General features: G+C 63.0%; 14 protein-coding genes. 10 read left to right on the top strand and 4 right to left on the bottom strand.

What is annotated here, in order from left to right; translation table 11 throughout:
• The first annotated feature begins 52 nt into the window (after nt 1-52).
• From RX328_RS26290 to RX328_RS26275, 4 genes are read left to right on the top strand one after another with little or no spacing between them, the layout of a single operon-like run.
• Complete coding sequence (locus tag RX328_RS26290; RefSeq protein WP_213247192.1) at nt 53-1045, top strand: Bug family tripartite tricarboxylate transporter substrate binding protein; 993 nt, start codon at nt 53-55, stop codon at nt 1043-1045.
• Between the two features lie 10 nt (nt 1046-1055).
• Nucleotides 1056-1538 (top strand): tripartite tricarboxylate transporter TctB family protein, encoded by a 483-nt coding sequence (locus tag RX328_RS26285; protein ID WP_213247190.1) that lies wholly within the window; start codon nt 1056-1058, stop codon nt 1536-1538.
• 10 nt (nt 1539-1548) lie between these two features.
• Entirely contained in the window at nt 1549-3075 is a 1527-nt protein-coding gene (locus RX328_RS26280) for a tripartite tricarboxylate transporter permease (protein WP_213247188.1), read from the top strand.
• Nucleotides 3072-4103, top strand: a complete 1032-nt coding sequence (locus tag RX328_RS26275; protein ID WP_213247186.1) for a 4-hydroxythreonine-4-phosphate dehydrogenase PdxA — start codon at nt 3072-3074, stop codon at nt 4101-4103. Before RX328_RS26280 ends, RX328_RS26275 begins: the two co-directional genes overlap by 4 nt.
• A 7-nt stretch (nt 4104-4110) precedes the next feature.
• Here RX328_RS26275 and metC read toward each other — a convergent pair whose 3' ends face one another.
• Nucleotides 4111-5304 carry a cystathionine beta-lyase gene (metC, locus tag RX328_RS26270; RefSeq protein WP_213247184.1) on the bottom strand — a complete coding sequence of 398 codons (1194 nt, stop codon included), beginning with the start codon at nt 5302-5304 and terminating at the stop codon, nt 4111-4113.
• A 335-nt stretch (nt 5305-5639) separates the two neighbouring features.
• On the opposite strand from metC, the gene RX328_RS26265 reads away from it, so the two are divergent.
• The 4 genes from RX328_RS26265 to RX328_RS26250 are packed head-to-tail and all read left to right on the top strand — an operon-like array spanning nt 5640 to nt 10154.
• Nucleotides 5640-6656 (top strand): amino acid ABC transporter substrate-binding protein, encoded by a 1017-nt coding sequence (locus tag RX328_RS26265; RefSeq protein WP_213247182.1) that lies wholly within the window; start codon nt 5640-5642, stop codon nt 6654-6656.
• 24 nt (nt 6657-6680) lie between these two features.
• The gene (locus RX328_RS26260; RefSeq protein WP_213247180.1) at nt 6681-7886 is read left to right on the top strand and encodes an amino acid ABC transporter permease; all 1206 of its coding nucleotides are present in this window, start codon (nt 6681-6683) and stop codon (nt 7884-7886) included.
• On the top strand, nt 7883-9400 hold the full coding sequence (locus tag RX328_RS26255) for an amino acid ABC transporter permease (RefSeq protein WP_213247178.1): 1518 nt from the start codon (nt 7883-7885) through the stop codon (nt 9398-9400). The genes RX328_RS26260 and RX328_RS26255 overlap by 4 nt, the downstream gene beginning before the upstream one ends.
• A gap of 10 nt (nt 9401-9410) precedes the next feature.
• The gene (locus tag RX328_RS26250; RefSeq protein WP_247509804.1) at nt 9411-10154 is read left to right on the top strand and encodes an amino acid ABC transporter ATP-binding protein; all 744 of its coding nucleotides are present in this window, start codon (nt 9411-9413) and stop codon (nt 10152-10154) included.
• A gap of 97 nt (nt 10155-10251) precedes the next feature.
• On the opposite strand, the gene RX328_RS26245 is transcribed toward RX328_RS26250, so the two are convergent.
• The 3 genes from RX328_RS26245 to RX328_RS43855 form a co-directional block, all read right to left on the bottom strand.
• Nucleotides 10252-11292, bottom strand: coding sequence for a cysteine synthase A (locus RX328_RS26245; RefSeq protein WP_213247176.1), 1041 nt, complete (start codon nt 11290-11292; stop codon nt 10252-10254).
• A 90-nt stretch (nt 11293-11382) separates the two neighbouring features.
• Nucleotides 11383-12612: an SAM-dependent methyltransferase gene (locus RX328_RS26240; RefSeq protein WP_213247175.1), complete on the bottom strand. Its 1230-nt coding sequence runs from the start codon at nt 12610-12612 to the stop codon at nt 11383-11385.
• Between the two features lie 22 nt (nt 12613-12634).
• On the bottom strand, nt 12635-12916 hold the full coding sequence (locus tag RX328_RS43855; RefSeq protein ID WP_410734071.1) for a DUF1365 family protein: 282 nt from the start codon (nt 12914-12916) through the stop codon (nt 12635-12637).
• A 546-nt stretch (nt 12917-13462) separates the two neighbouring features.
• Between RX328_RS43855 and RX328_RS26235 the strand changes: the two genes are divergently transcribed.
• Together RX328_RS26235 and RX328_RS26230 are read left to right on the top strand one after the other, a co-directional pair.
• Nucleotides 13463-14923 carry an efflux transporter outer membrane subunit gene (locus tag RX328_RS26235; RefSeq protein ID WP_312017952.1) on the top strand — a complete coding sequence of 487 codons (1461 nt, stop codon included), beginning with the start codon at nt 13463-13465 and terminating at the stop codon, nt 14921-14923.
• Nucleotides 14913-16301 (top strand): efflux RND transporter periplasmic adaptor subunit, encoded by a 1389-nt coding sequence (locus RX328_RS26230; RefSeq protein WP_213247173.1) that lies wholly within the window; start codon nt 14913-14915, stop codon nt 16299-16301. Before RX328_RS26235 ends, RX328_RS26230 begins: the two co-directional genes overlap by 11 nt.
• Nucleotides 16302-16319 lie beyond the last annotated feature (18 nt).

Below are 16319 nucleotides of genomic sequence, written 5' to 3'. Positions count from 1 at the left end.
CGAGAAAGCGAAAATACGAACGACAACAAGAAATGCCTACCCGGAGGAAATCATGAAGATCACGTCAAAACTGCTGCTGTCCGTGGCAGCTTTCATGCTCGCGAGCGCGATTCCGGCCAATGCTGCCTGGCAGCCGCAGAAGCCGATCGAGTTCGTCGCCACTGCAGGGCCGGGCGGCGGCACCGACAATCTCGCGCGCGCCGTCCAGAGCATCGTCACCAAATACAAACTGACCGACCAGCCGATCGTGGTCGTCAACAAGGGCGGCGGCAGCGGGGCGGAAGGCTATGTCTACGGCAAGGCATCCGCCGGCGATCCCCACAAGGTGATCTTCGGTACCTCGAACGCGTGGCAACAACCGCTCGTCTCCAAGGTCGCCTTCAACTACACCGATCTCACTCCGCTCGCCGCAGTGGCGCAGGACGAGTTCCTGCTGTGGGTGAAACAGGACGCGCCCTACAAGACTGCGGGCGACTTTCTCAAGGCCGCGGCCGCGACCGAGTTCAAGATGGGCGGCGCACAGTCCAAGGACACCGACGAGGTGCTGACGCGGATGATCGAGAAGGCGGCGAAGGTCAAGTTCACCTACATCCCCTTCAAGAGCGGCGCCGAGGCTGCCGTGCAACTGGCCGGCGGCCATATCGATGCACACGTCAACAACCCCTCCGAGAGCCTTGGGCAATGGCGCGGCAGCACCCAGCGCCCGCTCTGCGCGTTCAGCCCGAAGCGGTTGCCGCAGGGGCCGAAGGTCACGGCGTCAGAAGGCTGGAGCGACGTGCCGACCTGTGTCGAGCAGGGGCTGGCGATATCGCAATACGAGCAACCGCGGACGGTGTGGCTGCCCGGCAAGGTCAGCCCGGAGCAGGCGGCGTTCTACGTCGATCTATTGAAGAAGGTGCAGGCGACGCCTGAGTGGAAGGAATACATCGAAAGGACCTCGCAGGTTGATACTTTCCTCACCGGCCCTGCGTTCGACGATTTCATCAAGCGGGATCTCGAACATGTGAAGCAGGTCGCGGGCGAACAGGGCTGGCTGGTGAAGTAGGGCCGGACCGATGATATCACGACGCGCGCTCGAGATAGCCGCCGCGGCGCTGACCGGAATCTTTGGCGTAGTTGTCATTGCTTCCAGCATCGACAACGGCATCGGTTGGTCGAGCGCCGGCGTCGACGCCGGTACGTTTCCTTTCCTTACCGGCATCATTATCGTGCTCGGCAGCCTTTACAACATGGGGCAGGGCGCCATGGGGCGCGGCACCCTTGCAATGATCAGGATAGCCGTCACGCCGTCCGAGTTGCGCCGCCTGGCGGGGTTGTTCGTTCCGGCCGCGATTTTCGTTGCTGTCATTCCAATGGTTGGAATGTATCTCGCCTCGGCGGGCTATATTTTTGCGGTCCTGGCGTTGCCGAAACGGCAATCGGTCTTGCGCGCGCTTGTTATCGCCGCGGCTACGCCGCTGGCGCTCTACATCGTGTTCGAGCGCATGTTCCAGGTGTCGCTGCCGCACGGCGCGCTCGGCGTCGCGTTCGGTTTCTGAAGGGACGGGGATGGAAAACCTTCAATCGCTGCTGCACGGTTTCACCATCGCGGTCACCGTTCCGCATCTGACGCTGATGGTGATCGGCGTTCTGCTCGGCATTCTCGTCGGCGTTCTACCCGGCCTTGGTGCACCAAACGGAGTGTCGCTATTGCTGCCGCTGACCTTCGGCATGCAACCGGTGTCAGCGATCATCCTGCTTTCGAGCATGTATTGGGGCGCGTTGTTCGGCGGCTCGGTGACGTCGATCCTATTCAACATCCCGGGCGAACCTTCGTCGGTCGCCACCACGTTCGACGGCTATCCGATGGCGCGCGACGGCAGGCCGACGACGGCGCTGGCCACCGCTTTCGGCTCGGCGGCGTTCGGCGCGCTGGTCGGCGTGGTCCTGATTACGTTTCTGGCGTCCTGGGTGGCACAGGTGGCGCTCGCCTTCGGACCGCCCGAATATTTCGCGGTCTATTTCCTCGCCTTCGCCAGTTTTGTCGGCATGGGCGGTGCGGCGCCGATCAAAACGGTGGTGGCACTCGCGATCGGTTTTGCCATCGCCGCGATCGGCATCGATACGGTCTCGGGCAGCGTGCGGCTCACCATGGGTATCGACGAACTGGTGAAGGGCGTCAGCTTCGTCGTCGCCGTGATGGGGCTGTTCGGCATCGGCGAGTTGTTGATTGCGGTGGAGGAGGAGTTTCAGGCCCGCGCGGTATCCTCAAGGGTGGACTGGAAGGAAGTCTTCCGGGCGCTGGGCCGTCTGCCGCAGCATGGCATTGCGTTGCTGCGCAGCGCCGCCATCGGCTGCTGGATGGGCATTACGCCGGGTGGTCCGACCGCGGCTTCCTTCATGAGCTATGGCATCGCCAAGCGCTTTTCGCGCAACGGCGCGCGTTTCGGCACCGGCGAGGCCGAGGGCATCGTCGCGCCGGAGACGGCCGACCACGCCGCCGGCACCAGCGCGCTATTGCCGATGCTCTCGCTCGGCATTCCCGGCTCGGCCACGGCTGCCGTCATGATGGGCGGGCTGATGATCTGGGGATTGAATCCCGGACCGATGCTATTCGTCGACCAGAAGGATTTCGTCTGGGGGCTGATCGCATCGATGTATGTCGGCAACATCGTTGCGGTTGCGCTCGTCCTGCTCACGGTTCCGGTGTTCGCCGCCCTGATGCGGATTCCGTTCGCCGTCATCGCACCCCTGATCGTCATCATCTGCGTCGTCGGCGCCTATTCCGTCTCGAATTCCTATCTCGACGTCGTCCTGATGCTTGGCTTCGGTGTCGTCGGCTATCTCTTCAAGAAGCTGTACTATCCGTTGGCCCCGTTGGTGCTTGCGATCGTGATCGGCGACAAGGCCGAGGACGCGTTCCGGCAGGCCATGCTGATGTCGAAGGGATCGCTCGGGATATTCTTTGCGAACCGACTGGTGACGACCCTCGTTCTGGGCGGGATGGCGCTGTTGCTGCTTCCGCTCGCTCTGCAGATGGTGCGCCTGCTGCGAAAACCGGACGAAGCCGCTGATGAAAAGGTGAGGATCATATGAAGCTGCATAGCCCCGGCAAGCCGGTGATCGCGCTGGCGATGGGAGACCCCGCCGGCATCAGCCCGGAGCTGGCCGCAAAACTCGCCTGCCTCGATGAAATCCGTTCCCGCGCACGCCTGATCGTGATCGGAGACCGCCGCGTTTTCGATGAAGGCGCGCGCGTGGCCGGCGCCGCGGCGGACCTGCCAAATGTGCCGCCGTCCGCGGACCCGCGAACAATCGGCAGTGACGCGGCTTTTATGGACCTTGGCCATCTCGATCCTGCGACCGTCGAACGTGGTGTCGCGAGCCAGGCCGGCGGCGCGTTCGCGCTGGACAATTATCGTCGCGCGCTCACGCTAGCGCGAGACGGGCAGGCCGACGCCGTCTGCTTCACGCCGTTCAACAAGAAGGCAATGCGGCTCGCGCGCGCGGAGTATGACGACGAGATCGCGTTCTCCGCCGAGGTCGCCGGCCTGAAAACGCCAGCCAGCGAATTCAACGTGCTCGATAGGCTCTGGAATGCCCGCGTCACCTCGCACATCGCGCTCAAGGACGTGGCTTCGCGTCTCTCCGTCGAACGTATTCATAGCGCGCTGAAACTGACCGATGCCTGTATGCGACGGGCCGGCTTTGCCGAGCCCCGTATCGCGGTGGCCGGGCTCAACCCGCATGCCGGTGACGGCGGCAATTTCGGCCGCGAGGAGATCGATGTGATCGAGCCCGCGGTCATGGCCGGCCGGGCCGAAGGAATAGCGGCGGAAGGACCGTTTCCGGCCGATACCGTTTTCCTGCGCGCCAAGAACGGTGCCTTCGATGCGGTGCTGACGATGTACCACGACCAGGGCCAGATCGCGATGAAGCTGATGGGCTTCGATCGCGGGGTGACACTCCTGGGCGGCTTCCCGTTTCCGATCTGCACGCCGGCGCATGGCACGGCCTATGATATCGCAGGCCAAGGCGTCGCCTCGGTTGGCGCCAGCCGCGCGGCCTTGTTGCTCGCGGCTGAGATGGCGAGCGCGGCCAGGCTGGGAAATCGGGCGGCGTGAAGCGGGCCTAGGCGGCAACCTTCAACGCCGCAAAGCCGCGCTCGAGATCGGCCTTGAGGTCGTCGACATTCTCTAGGCCGATGTGGAGCCGCAGCGTCGGCCCGCCGGGGGACCATTTGGTCGCCGTGCGGTAGGGCTCGCAGTCGAACGGGATGATGAGGCTTTCGAAGCCGCCCCATGAATAGCCCATGCCGAACAGCGTGACGGCATCGAGCAGGGCATCGACCGCCTTCTGCGGCACCGGCTTCAGCACGATGCTGAACAGGCCGGAGGCGCCGGTGAAGTCGCGTTTCCAGATCGCATGGCCGGGATGGCTTTCGAGTGCCGGATGCAGGACTTGCAGGACTTCGGGACGGCCGGCGAGCCAGCGCGCCATTTCGAGGGCCGAGCGATAATGCTGCGCGAGCCGCACCGATAGCGTGCGTGTGCCACGCAGCGCCAGGAATACGTCGTCGGGCCCTGCACAAACGCCAAGCAGGCGAATGCCCTCGGTGAGCAGCGGCCAGGCTTTCGCGTTCGCCGAAATTGTGCCGAACATGATGTCGGAATGGCCGCCGATATATTTGGTGGCGGCCTGCATGCTGATGTCGACGCCCTGGTCGAGCGAGCGGTGAAACAGCGGCGTCGCCCAGGTGTTGTCGTCGATGACGAGCGCGCCCCTCGCATGCGCGACTTCGGCGATGGCGGGAATGTCGCTCATTTCAAACGACTGCGAGCCGGGCGCCTCGACCAGCACCGCTCTGGTGTTCGATTTAAACAGCTTCTCGATGCCGGCACCGACCAGAGGATCGAAATAGCCGACCTCGACGCCGTAGCGGGCCAGCATGCCATTGCAGAAGTTGCGCGAGGGCCGGTAGACGTTGTCGGTCACGAGCAGATGATCGCCGGCGTTCAAGACCGACAGCAGGGTGGTGGTGATCGCGGCAAGCCCCGACGGCGCCAGGCCGACGCCCACGCATTGCGGGCCCTCCAGCGACATCAGCACGTCCTGCAGCGCCTGCGTGGTCGGGCTGCCATGACGCCCGTAGGAGAATTCGGCGCGGTGGGCGTGCAGGTCCTCCGCGGTCGGATAGAGCACCGTCGACCCGTGGTACACCGCCGGATTGACGAAACCCCTTTGTCCCTTGGCGTCGCGGCCGGCGGTGACCAGTCTGGTTTCGGGTGTTTGCGGGTTGGACGGACCGTCGTTCGAAAAGCTCATGCGTTTGCATTATCCAAGACGTTATGCCGCAGCCACAACTTGATCGCGAAAAACACCACCGGGCGGCGGCTCGGGGCTGGCGAGTTAATAACAAGAGACAGAAGACGGCAGTCAACCCCTTGACCCGGCACGCCAGTCGTTCTGTGATGTGTTTCAACTATCATCGCCGCAAGTTGAGGGGCCTGCTGCGATATCGGATCCACCGCCTGACCGGAATGGCACGCAAAATGCACGGTCGGGATGACGCTTTTGAGCGCGGGATCAGCGGGTTGGCCCCACAACGTGAGGCGTTGCCTAAAATGCGATCTCCAGACGACCCTTGAAAGGCCTAGCCCATGAAACGCGTATCTCTGGTTGTTACCCTTGCCCTGGCCGCCGGTCTCTCGGCCCAGGCCGCCTCGGCGCAAACCCTCAAGACGGTCAAGGACCGCGGCATGCTGTCCTGTGGCGTCAGCCAGGGTCTACCGGGCTTCTCCACGCCGGACGACAAGGGTAACTGGACCGGGCTCGACGTCGATATCTGCCGGGCGATCGCGGCCGCCATTTTCAACGACGCGAGCAAGATCAAGTTCGTCCCTCTTTCGGCCAAGGACCGATTCACCGCGTTGCAGTCGGGCGAGATCGACGTGCTGTCCCGTAATACGACCTGGACCTTGTCGCGCGACACCTCGCTGGGCGCCAACTTCACCGGCGTCACCTATTACGACGGCCAGGGCTTTCTGGTGAAGAAGTCGCTGAAGGTGAACTCGGCACTGGAACTCAACAGCGCATCGGTCTGCGTGCAGACCGGCACGACGACCGAGCAGAACCTCGCCGACTACTTCAAGGGCAACAACATGAAGTATGAGGTGATCGCGTTCGCGACCGCCGACGAGACCGTCAAGGCGTATGAGTCCGGCCGCTGCGACGTCTTCACCTCAGACGTCTCCCAGCTCTACGCCGAGCGCCTCAAGGTCGCCAACCCGGCCGATCACGTCGTGCTGCCCGAAGTGATTTCGAAGGAGCCGCTCGGACCGATGGTCCGCCATGGCGACGACCAGTGGTTCGACATCGTGAAATGGACGCTGTACGCGATGGTCGGCGCCGAGGAACTCGGCATGACCCAGAAGAACGTGGACGAGATGGTCAAGTCCGACAAGCCCGAGGTCAAGCGGGCCGTCGGCACCGACGGCAATCTGGGCGAGCAGCTCGGCCTGACCAAGGATTGGATGGTGCGGATCGTGAAGGCAGTCGGCAATTACGGCGAGTCCTTCGAGCGTAACGTCGGCTCCGGCTCCAAGCTCGCCATCGCCCGCGGCCTCAACAACCTGTGGAGCAAGGGCGGTATCCAGTACGCGCCGCCGATCCGCTAAGCGCCAGCGAGAGGGGCTGCGGCGATGGCCATCGAACCCCGACAACCACCGTCGCAGCTACTTCCCAAGCTGCAGCGGGCGCTCGGCGGCCGGGCGGGCTGGAGCGGCTTCGTACTCCAGCTCCTGTTCGTCGCCGCGCTCGCCTGGATCTCCTACGAGATCGTCGCCAATGCCCGCGCCAACCTTCAGGCGCAGCGGATCACCGCGGGCTTCGGCTTTCTTGCCAACAATGCGGGCTTTGACGTCAGCCAGAGCCTGATCCCATATTCGGGGTCCGATCCCTACACGCGCGTCTTTGTGGTCGGCCTGCTAAATACGCTGCTGGTCTCGGTGATCGGCATCTTCTTCGCCACCCTGATCGGCTTCCTGGTCGCACTCGGCCGGCTGTCGCCGAATTGGCTGCTGGCGCGGATTTCGGGCGGCTATGTCGAACTGATCCGCAACCTGCCGCTGCTGTTCCAGATCCTGTTCTGGTATCTCGCGGTGCTCGCCGCTTTGCCTAATCCGCGGCAGAGCATTTCGGTCTTCGACAGCATCTTTCTCAGCAATCGCGGCCTGGTTGTTCCGAAGCCTGTCGGCGAGGCCGGTTTCGAGCCGTTCTTGGTCGCCCTGCTGGTTGCGATTGTCGCCGCGATCATATTGTGGCGATACGCGCGCCGTCAGCTCTTCCAAAGCGGCAAGGTGATCAAGGTCTGGCCTTATGCGCTCGCCATGGTCGTCGGCCTGCCGTTGCTCAGCGTGCTGATTTTCGGCGCACCTGTCACGTTTGAGGTGCCCGTGCTCAGGGGCTTCAACTTCGCCGGCGGTTCTCGGCTCATTCCCGAATTCGTCGCGTTGACGCTGGCGCTGTCGACCTATACGGCAGCCTTCATTGCCGAGATCGTACGCGCGGGCATTCTCTCCGTGCACAAGGGCCAGATGGAAGCTGGCTCCTCGCTCGGACTGCAGCGCGGCTCGGTGTTGCGCCTGATCGTGATCCCGCAAGCGATGCGCGTGATCCTGCCGCCGTTGACCAACCAATATCTCAACCTCACCAAGAACTCCTCGCTGGCGGTGGCGATCGGCTATCCCGACCTGGTTTCGGTGTTCGCGGGAACGACGTTGAGCCAGACCGGGCAGGCGATTGAAATCATCGGTATCACCATGGGCGTCTATCTCCTGATCTCGCTGGTCACCAGCGCGATCATGAGTTTCTATGGATGGCGGATCAGCCGGAGCATGGGCGGATGAGCGACACGACCGCATCCAATTTCGTCCGTCAGGATCTCGTGCCGGAGCGGCCGGCGCCGGTGAAGACCACCGGCTTCATCGGTTTCCTGCGCACGCGGCTGTTCAATTCTCCGACCAACATCCTGCTCACGATCGTCAGCCTGTTGCTGCTGTGGGTCACCGTCGTTCCGGCCGTGAAGTTCGCGTTCGTCGATGCAGTCTGGATCGGCAAGGACCGCACCGCCTGCCTCCCGAAAAATCCGAGCGATGTGGTCGGCGCCTGCTGGCCCTTCATTCAAGCCAAGTTCTCGCAGTTCATCTACGGATTCTATCCGGAGCCGGAACGCTGGCGGGTTAATTTGACCTTCATTCTTGCCGCGATCCTCTTGGTACCGTTGCTGATTCCGCGTTTACCGGCCAAGGGTCCGAACGCCATCCTGTTCTTCCTGGCGCTTCCCGTCATAGGCTTCTTCCTGCTCGTCGGTGGTGGGTTGGGCGGCTTTGGCGTGAGCTGGACCGCGGAGCTGCTGTCGGGCCTGACGAGTGGAATCAAGAATGCCGGTGTCGCCGGAATCAATGCGGCTCATCCGATTTTTGGACCGATTCTGGCTCTGCTGGGATGGCTTGGGTTCTCACTGGGCGTAGTTCTTTCATATCTCATATGGCCGCTGACCTGGTTGCGTGAGCAGATCCAGGCCACGGGCAGCCCGGTCTGGGCTGATCTCATGGCGACCGCCGTGATCGTGTCGACTGTGCTGTTCTGGCTGGGCGGCGGCGTGCGTTCCGGCTGGCGTCCGCTCGTCACCAGCCTGGCAACCTTTGCAGGCATCGGCATCGTGATCGCCGTCATGGGGCTCGATCGCGGCGGATTCCCTGTTGTGGATACAAGGCTCTGGGGCGGCCTGCTGGTGACGCTAGTGGTATCCGTCACCGGCATCGTCGCCTCCATGCCGGTCGGCATTGCGCTGGCCCTCGGGCGGCGCTCGACCATTCCGCTGATCCGGATTTTCTCGATTGCCTTCATCGAATTCTGGCGCGGCGTTCCGCTGATAACCGTGCTGTTCTTCGCGACCTACATGTTGCCGCTGTTCGTCCCGACCGGCTTCACCATCGACGGGCTGATGCGCGCCTTGATCGGCATCGCGCTGTTCGCCGGCGCCTACCAGGCCGAAGTTATCAGAGGCGGCCTGCAGGCGATCCCGCGGGGGCAGGCGGAGGCGGCGAGCGCGCTTGGCCTGTCGTGGGCCAAGACCACGGCGCTGATCGTGATGCCGCAGGCGCTGCGCCACGTCATCCCCGGTCTCGTCAACAGCTTCATCGCGCTGTTCAAGGATACCTCGCTGGTCTCGATCGTCGCGCTGTTCGATCTCCTCGGGCAGCTCAGGGCTTCCTTCAGCGATCCGGTCTGGTCGACGCCGACGACGCTGTTCACCGGCTTTGCCTTTACCGGACTGATCTATTTCGTCTTCTGCTTCGGGATGTCGCGTTACTCGCTGTTCGTCGAGAACCGGCTGAACGCACATCGTCGCAACTGAGTACATCACCATGACCGCAAACTCGATCGTTGGCATCAACGGACTCAACAAATGGTTCGGCGATTTTCATGTCCTGCGCGACATCAACCTCGATGTCGCCAAGGGCGAGCGCATCGTGATCTGCGGCCCGTCGGGCTCGGGCAAGTCGACGCTGATCCGCTGCATCAACGCGCTGGAGGAGTTCCAGGAAGGCCAGATCGTGGTCGAGGGCATCGAACTCGGTCCGAACCTGCGACGGGTGGATGAAGTGCGCCGCGAGGTCGGCATGGTGTTCCAGAGCTTTAACCTGTTTCCGCACCTGACCGTGCTGGAGAACTGCACGCTGGCGCCGATCTGGGTACGCAACATTCCGAAAAAGGACGCCGAGGCGACCGCGATGAAATTCCTGGAGCGGGTCAAGATCCCGCATCAGGCCAACAAATATCCCGGCCAGATGTCGGGCGGTCAGCAGCAGCGCGTCGCCATTGCCCGCGCGCTGACCATGAACCCGAAGGTAATGCTGTTCGACGAGCCGACCTCGGCGCTCGACCCGGAAATGGTCAAGGAAGTGCTCGACACCATGGTCGACCTCGCCAGAGAAGGCATGACCATGCTGGTGGTCACCCACGAAATGGGATTTGCCCGCGAAGTCGCCAACCGTGTCGTGTTCATGGACGCCGGCCAGGTGATCGAGTCAAACACGCCGCAGGAATTCTTCGCCAATCCGCAGCACGCGCGGACGAAGCTGTTCCTGAGCCAGATTCTAAGGCACTAGCAACGTAACGTAGCCCGGATGGAGCGAAGCGAAATCCGGGGGTGGTACCGCGCGCGGGATTCCCGGATTGCGCTGCGCTCCATCCGGGCTACAAATCTCACACCTTCTCGAACGGCACGTCGATCTTGGTGCGCTTCTCCAGCCATGCCGGCACCGGCAGGTTCTTCGAGCGCATGAACGCCGGATTGAACAGCTTTGACTGATAGCGGCCGCCGGAATCGGCCAGCACGGTGACGATGGTCTTGCCGGGTCCGAGCTGCCTTGCCAATTGGATCGCACCAGCGACGTTGATGCCGGTGGAGCCGCCGAGGCACAGGCCTTCCTGCTCGAGCAATTCGTAGATCACCGTCACGGCTTCCTCGTCCGAAATCAGGAAAGCGTCATCGACAACAGCGGTCTCGATAATGGGCGTGACGCGGCCGAGCCCGATGCCTTCGGTGATTGAGTCGCCTGGCGTCGATTTGGCCTTACCATGCTTGAACAGCTCGTACATCGCAAAGCCGTGCGGATCGGCACAGGCGGTCACGATGTCCTTGTTCTTCTCCTTCAGAAAGCGGCTGGTACCCGCGAGCGTGCCGCCGGTGCCGACCGAGCAGATAAAACCGTCGACCGTGCCGCCGGTCTGCTCCCAGATCTCGGGTCCGGTGGATTCGTAATGCGCCTTGGCGTTGTCGAGATTGTTCCACTGGTCGGCGAAAAGCACGCCGTTCGGCTCGGTCTTGCGAAGCTGATCAGCGAGCCGCCGCCCGACATGCTGATAATTGTTCGGATTGGAATAGGGCAGTTGCGGCACTTCGATCAGCTCGGCGCCGCACAGCCGCAGCATGTCCTTCTTTTCCTGGCTCTGCGTTTCCGGGATCAGGATCAGCGTGCGGTAACCGCGAGCGTTGGCAACCACGGCGAGCCCGATGCCGGTATTGCCGGCGGTCGATTCCACCACGAGTCCGCCCGGCTTGAGATCGCCGCGCTTCTCGGCCTCCAGGATCATCCATTTGCCGGCGCGGTCCTTGACCGACTGGCCGGGATTCATGAATTCGGACTTGCCGAGAATGGTGCAGCCGGTCGCTTCGGAAGCGTGCTTCAGCTTGATAAGGGGCGTGTTGCCGATCGCTTCGATGACGTCTTTGTTGAAGGCCATGTCTTTGAAATCGCCGGTTTGTTTGCCTAATCGTTAGGCGACCCTAAAGGAGGGCCGCCGGCCATACAAGTCAGCGTTGGGGCAGGGCGATCAGCCCGATTTCGCAAATACCACCTGGCGCACGTCGATATTTCCCGACAGGAAACCGGCCTCGCAATAGGCGAGGTAGTATTCCCACAGCCGCCGGAAGCGATCGTCGAAGCCTGACGGCGTCAGGTTCGGCCAGGCTGCGCGGAAATTGCTTCGCCAGATCGCGAGCGTCTTGGCATAATCTTGCCCAAAGATACGTTCGCGGATGACGGGAACGCCGAAGCGTTCGCCGAGCGTTTTCAGAATCTGCGGCGACGGCAGCATGCCGCCCGGAAAGACGTAGCGCTGGATGAAGTCGACTTCGCGCCGATAGGCCTGGAACAGGCTGTCCTGGATGGTGATGGCCTGGATGCCGGCGAGGCCACCCGGCAGCAGGCGGTCGCGCAACTGTGAAAAGTACTTCGGCCAGAACTGCTCGCCGACCGCCTCGATCATCTCGATCGAGACGATCCGGTCATAGCGGTCGCGCTCGTCGCGATAATCCCTGAGCTTGATCTCGACCCTATCGCCGAGTCCGGCGTTCTGAATGCGTGCCTGTGCGAAATCGCGCTGTTCCTTGCTGATGGTGAGCCCGACCACCTTGGCGCCGAACGTCTTGGCGGCATATTCGGCAAAGCCGCCCCATCCGCAGCCAATCTCCAAAAGCTTCTGGCCCGGCCGCAGATCGATGGCCTCGGCGAGCCGCCGGTATTTGTTGTGTTGTGCAGCCGTCAGGTCAGGCGTGTCGTCCTCGAACAGCGCCGACGAATACGTCATGCTGGGATCGAGCCACGCCGAATAGAAGGCGTTGCCGATGTCGTAATGCGCATAGATGTTGCGGCGAGCCTGCCGCTTTGTGTTGCGGTTAAGCCAATGCCTAACGGCCTGGAAGGTGCGCGTCAGCGGGTTGGCGACCACTATCGTCTGCATCCAGTCCTGGTTGACGCAGAACAGATAGAGAAATTGCGTGAGATCGGGCGTGTCCCATTCACCGCGCAGATAGGCTTCCGCAATGCCGATGTCGCCACCGCGCAAAAACCGCGAGGCAAAGCCGTAATCGTAAATCTTCATCACGGCGGCGGGACCCGGCCCATTGCCGCCCAACCGGACCACGCGGCCGTCGGCCAGCGTCACGTCGAGCGTGCCGTGTTGCAGCTTTGAACCAAAGCCCAGCGCCAGGCGGACCATGCGGGGCAATTCCGGAAACGTCGCGTCTACAGTTTCCGATGTAACCGAAATCAACTCGGGCATGTGCGATCCATCGAATTGCGGTTTACCCGGACTTCGCATGGCCGATCGACCCTACTTCAATGCTTGGCACGGGTGGACAACGCCGGCGAAGTATAGTCGTTGATTTTTCCGCTCGCCAAGCGGGTATTGAAGGCCGCGCCCTGCCGTGGGAGCGGCCGCATGCCTCGTAGACACTGTAGAACGCTGCGCGGTTGACGCAGAGCAGCACCGATTCGGTTCGCGTCGGCCAGCCGGTCCAGTCGATCAGCAGGCTCGTAACGCGATAGCTGAAGCGATGGCCGATCGGCTGCAGCCGCGCATGCATGAGACAGCCGACGTAAAGCGCCGCGGCAGCATCAGCATAATTGTCTGGTTTCTCTCTTCGCAGCGTTACGAGCATGGTTACTCCGCGCCGAGCGCTTCGGCGAGCGCGAGGCCCGCCGCAAGCCGTCCTCGTTCCGTGTCCGGTCCATGCGCGAAAATGCGGCTGTTCCCGGAGTTTCAAATTGGCCACAGGCGGGGCTCCGCTGTGCGACGAGTCGGTGTCGGACGTCAGAACAGGGGAAAAACCCCATGAAATCTTCGTAAGAATCGGCGGTCCCGCGACGCCCCGACATCGTTCCAGGCCCTATAAAATAAGGGCAAGTGAGCTCTTTGCTGCCCGTTTCACGCACCTGAACGCACGATCGGCGAGAGGCTGCGCGGGGCTGTCCGCTCGCTGATCGCAAGGCTAATATCGGGGCTCGGTTACAACGGAAGCATCACCCCCCGTGAACGCATCGCAGCCCAACTGGAGAAGCGCTCATATTGCGCCGGGCCGGGATTTGCCCGGTGGAGAACGGGTGTGATCCAGCGCATTGCAACTGTTGCGATCGAAGGTTGGCCTGTTCTCATTCCGGGCGGCAAGCGGCTGGCGCGATCGCTTGCCGTGCTTGGCCTCGTCGCCAGCTCCGCGGGCTGCATCCTGACCAAGGACCTTCCCGACCCTGCGCTCGACATACCCGACGGCTACAAGGCGGCCCGGCTTTCGAAGGCCGCGGACGCACCGCCGACGCTCGACTGGTGGCGCGGATTTCGTTCGCGGGAGCTGACCGGCCTGATGGAAGAGGCGCAGACCGTCAATCTGGACATTGCGGCGGCTACCGCGCGGTTCAAGCAGGCCGATGCGCAGGCGCGGATCGCCGGTGCGGCGCTGTTGCCGAGTCTCAGCGGCACGGGTCAGGAAAGCTATTCCCGCACCTCGGGCTCGAGTGCCAGCGGTCTGTCCATCGGCGGCCGTGAGGTAGTCAACTATTCGGCCTCGCTCAGCGCCAGCTACGAATTGGATTTTTGGGGAAAGAACCGCGACGCCGCCCAGGCGGCGGAAGAGACCGCGATTGCCACCCGCTTTGACCGCGACGTCATCGCGCTGGCCGCGCTGACGACGGTCGCCAATGCCTATTTCCAGGTGCTCGCCGCGCAGGACCGGATTCGCGTGGCACAGCGAAACATCGCCAGCGCCGAACGCATCCTCAACGCCATCAAGGAACGCTTCAGGGCGGGCACCGGTACTGACCTCGATGTCGCGCAGCAGGAAAGCGTGGTCGCCAACCAGCGGGCGCTGGTGCCGCCGCTGCGGCAGACGCTCGACCAGAACATCAACGCACTGGCAACCCTGGTGTCGCGGCCGCCGGAATCCGTGCGTGTCACCGGCGGAACCCTCAATCGGATTGCCGCGCCACGCGTCACGCCGGGCCTGCCTTCTGAGTTGCTGACGCAACGCCCTGACATCCGCCGCCAGGAAGCGCAGCTTGCCTCGGCCACCGCTAATGTCGGCAGCGCCCGCGCGCAATTTTTCCCCAGCATTCAATTGACGGGGCAGGGCGGCTATCAAAGTTCGGCGCTGTCGTCGCTGTTTCAGCCCCAAGCCGCATTCTTCAGCATGGTCGGCAGCCTGACCCAGCCGATCTTCGATGGTGGCAGGATCCTCGGCAATTTCGAATTCACCAAGGCGCGGCAGGACGAGTTGCTGCAGATCTATCGCAAGACCGTCGTGCAGGCTTTTGCCGATGTCGATAATGCATTGACGTCGATCCGCCAGACGACCGAGAGGCTGCGGCTGCAGCGCGAAGTGGTGGCAGCATCGCGGCGAGCCTTCGAGCTGTCCGAGCAGCAGCTGCGGGCCGGAACCGCCGACATCGTAACTGTGCTAAATACGCAGCTAACATTGTTCCAGGCCGAGGACGCGCTTTCGCAGGCCCAACTGGCCCGGCTGCTGGCAATCGTCAGTCTCTATCAGGCGCTGGGGGGCGGCTGGGAGCCAAGGATGGAAAGGCCGGTCGATGCTCTTTAAGCCGGAAGTGAAGGACGCCCCAAAGACGGCGGGCAAGCGCGTCGCGCGCGGCATCGGCCGGCGGATGGTGTCGCTTTCGATCACGCTGTTGATCCTCGCCGGCCTCGGCTATCTCGGCTGGAATGCCTTTCAGCAGAAGCAGAGCGGCCGTGGCGGGCCCGGCGCACGTCCCGATCTTCCGGTACCGGTGCTGGCGGCGATGCCCCGCACACAGGATGTGCCTGTCTATCTCGATGCCGTGGGCTCGGTCCGCGCGCTGAATACGGTGACGGTGCGCGCCCAGGTCGACGGCAAGCTGATCAAGGTGAACTTCGTCGAGGGCCAGGACGTCAAGCAGGGCGACGTGCTGGCCGAGATCGACCCGGTCATTTACCAGGCGCAGTACGACCAGGCGGTGGCGAAGAAGGCGCAGGACGAGGCGCTGCTCGCCAACCAGAAGCTCGATCTGGCACGCTATCAGCAGCTTGCCGCCTCGAATGCCGGCTCGAAGCAACAGGCCGATACCCAGCGCGCCGTGGTCGCCCAGCAGGAAGCACTGGTGCAGGCCGACCAGGCCGCGATTGATAATGCCAAGGCGATGCTCGGCTACACCAAGGTCATCGCGCCGCTGTCGGGGCGCGCCGGCCTGCGCCAGGTCGACCAGGGCAACATCATCCGCGCCTCCGACGTCACAGGCCTCGTCATCATCACGCAATTGCAGCCGATCGCGGTGCAGTTCAGCCTACCGCAGCAGCAAATCGTGCGGGTCAACGCTGCCGCCGCCAAGGGACCGCTCTTGGTGGACGTGTTCGGCAATGACGGCGTGACGGTCATTGATACAGGTACGCTCAAAGGCATCGATAACCAGGTCGACCCGACCACGGGCACGCTGAAACTGAAGGCTGAGTTTCCCAACGCCAAATTCCAGCTCTGGCCCGGACAGTTCGTCAATGTGCGGCTGAAGGTCGAAACGCTGGAGAAGGCAATCGTGGTGCCGACCTCGGCCGTGCAGCGTGGCCCTGTGGGTACGTTCAGCTACGTGATCGGTCCCGACAACGTGGCGACGGCGAAGGCAGTCGTGGTGACACAGCAGAACGAGAACGATGCTGTCATTGCGAGCGGGCTTTCGATCTCCGACCGTGTCGTGACCACGGGTTTTGCGAACCTGTCCGACGGCGCCAAGGTCTTGATTGGGACCGACGACCGTGCGCCGACCGCCGACCTCGCGCCGCGCAAGCGCAGTCGCAGCCCCGATGCCAAGGCAGGTCCGGGCAAGGACGGTCAAGCGAACGATGGCGAGCGCCGCGGCAAGCGCGAGCGAGGCGAGGGCGATCAAAAGGGACAAACCGGCCCGGCACCGGCCGAGCCAGCGGGCGGCGCTGCGAAGTCGCAGCCGTGATCGATGCACCGCACGCCT

Source organism: Bradyrhizobium sp. sBnM-33, from assembly GCF_032917945.1.
Taxonomy (GTDB): domain Bacteria; phylum Pseudomonadota; class Alphaproteobacteria; order Rhizobiales; family Xanthobacteraceae; genus Bradyrhizobium.
This window is presented reverse-complemented; position numbering and strand designations above follow the sequence as displayed.

Coding starts and splice junctions, on each gene's coding strand:
- RX328_RS26290 (WP_213247192.1), top strand. CDS start 53: ATGAAGATCACGTCAAAACTGCTGCTGTCCGTGGCAGCTTTCATGCTC.
- metC (WP_213247184.1), bottom strand. CDS start 5,304: ATGAGCTTTTCGAACGACGGTCCGTCCAACCCGCAAACACCCGAAACC.
- RX328_RS26260 (WP_213247180.1), top strand. CDS start 6,681: ATGGCCATCGAACCCCGACAACCACCGTCGCAGCTACTTCCCAAGCTG.
- RX328_RS26240 (WP_213247175.1), bottom strand. CDS start 12,612: ATGCCCGAGTTGATTTCGGTTACATCGGAAACTGTAGACGCGACGTTT.
- RX328_RS26285 (WP_213247190.1), top strand. CDS start 1,056: ATGATATCACGACGCGCGCTCGAGATAGCCGCCGCGGCGCTGACCGGA.
- RX328_RS26265 (WP_213247182.1), top strand. CDS start 5,640: ATGAAACGCGTATCTCTGGTTGTTACCCTTGCCCTGGCCGCCGGTCTC.
- RX328_RS26280 (WP_213247188.1), top strand. CDS start 1,549: ATGGAAAACCTTCAATCGCTGCTGCACGGTTTCACCATCGCGGTCACC.
- RX328_RS26275 (WP_213247186.1), top strand. CDS start 3,072: ATGAAGCTGCATAGCCCCGGCAAGCCGGTGATCGCGCTGGCGATGGGA.
- RX328_RS26255 (WP_213247178.1), top strand. CDS start 7,883: ATGAGCGACACGACCGCATCCAATTTCGTCCGTCAGGATCTCGTGCCG.
- RX328_RS26250 (WP_247509804.1), top strand. CDS start 9,411: ATGACCGCAAACTCGATCGTTGGCATCAACGGACTCAACAAATGGTTC.
- RX328_RS26230 (WP_213247173.1), top strand. CDS start 14,913: ATGCTCTTTAAGCCGGAAGTGAAGGACGCCCCAAAGACGGCGGGCAAG.
- RX328_RS26245 (WP_213247176.1), bottom strand. CDS start 11,292: ATGGCCTTCAACAAAGACGTCATCGAAGCGATCGGCAACACGCCCCTT.
- RX328_RS43855 (WP_410734071.1), bottom strand. CDS start 12,916: ATGCATGCGCGGCTGCAGCCGATCGGCCATCGCTTCAGCTATCGCGTT.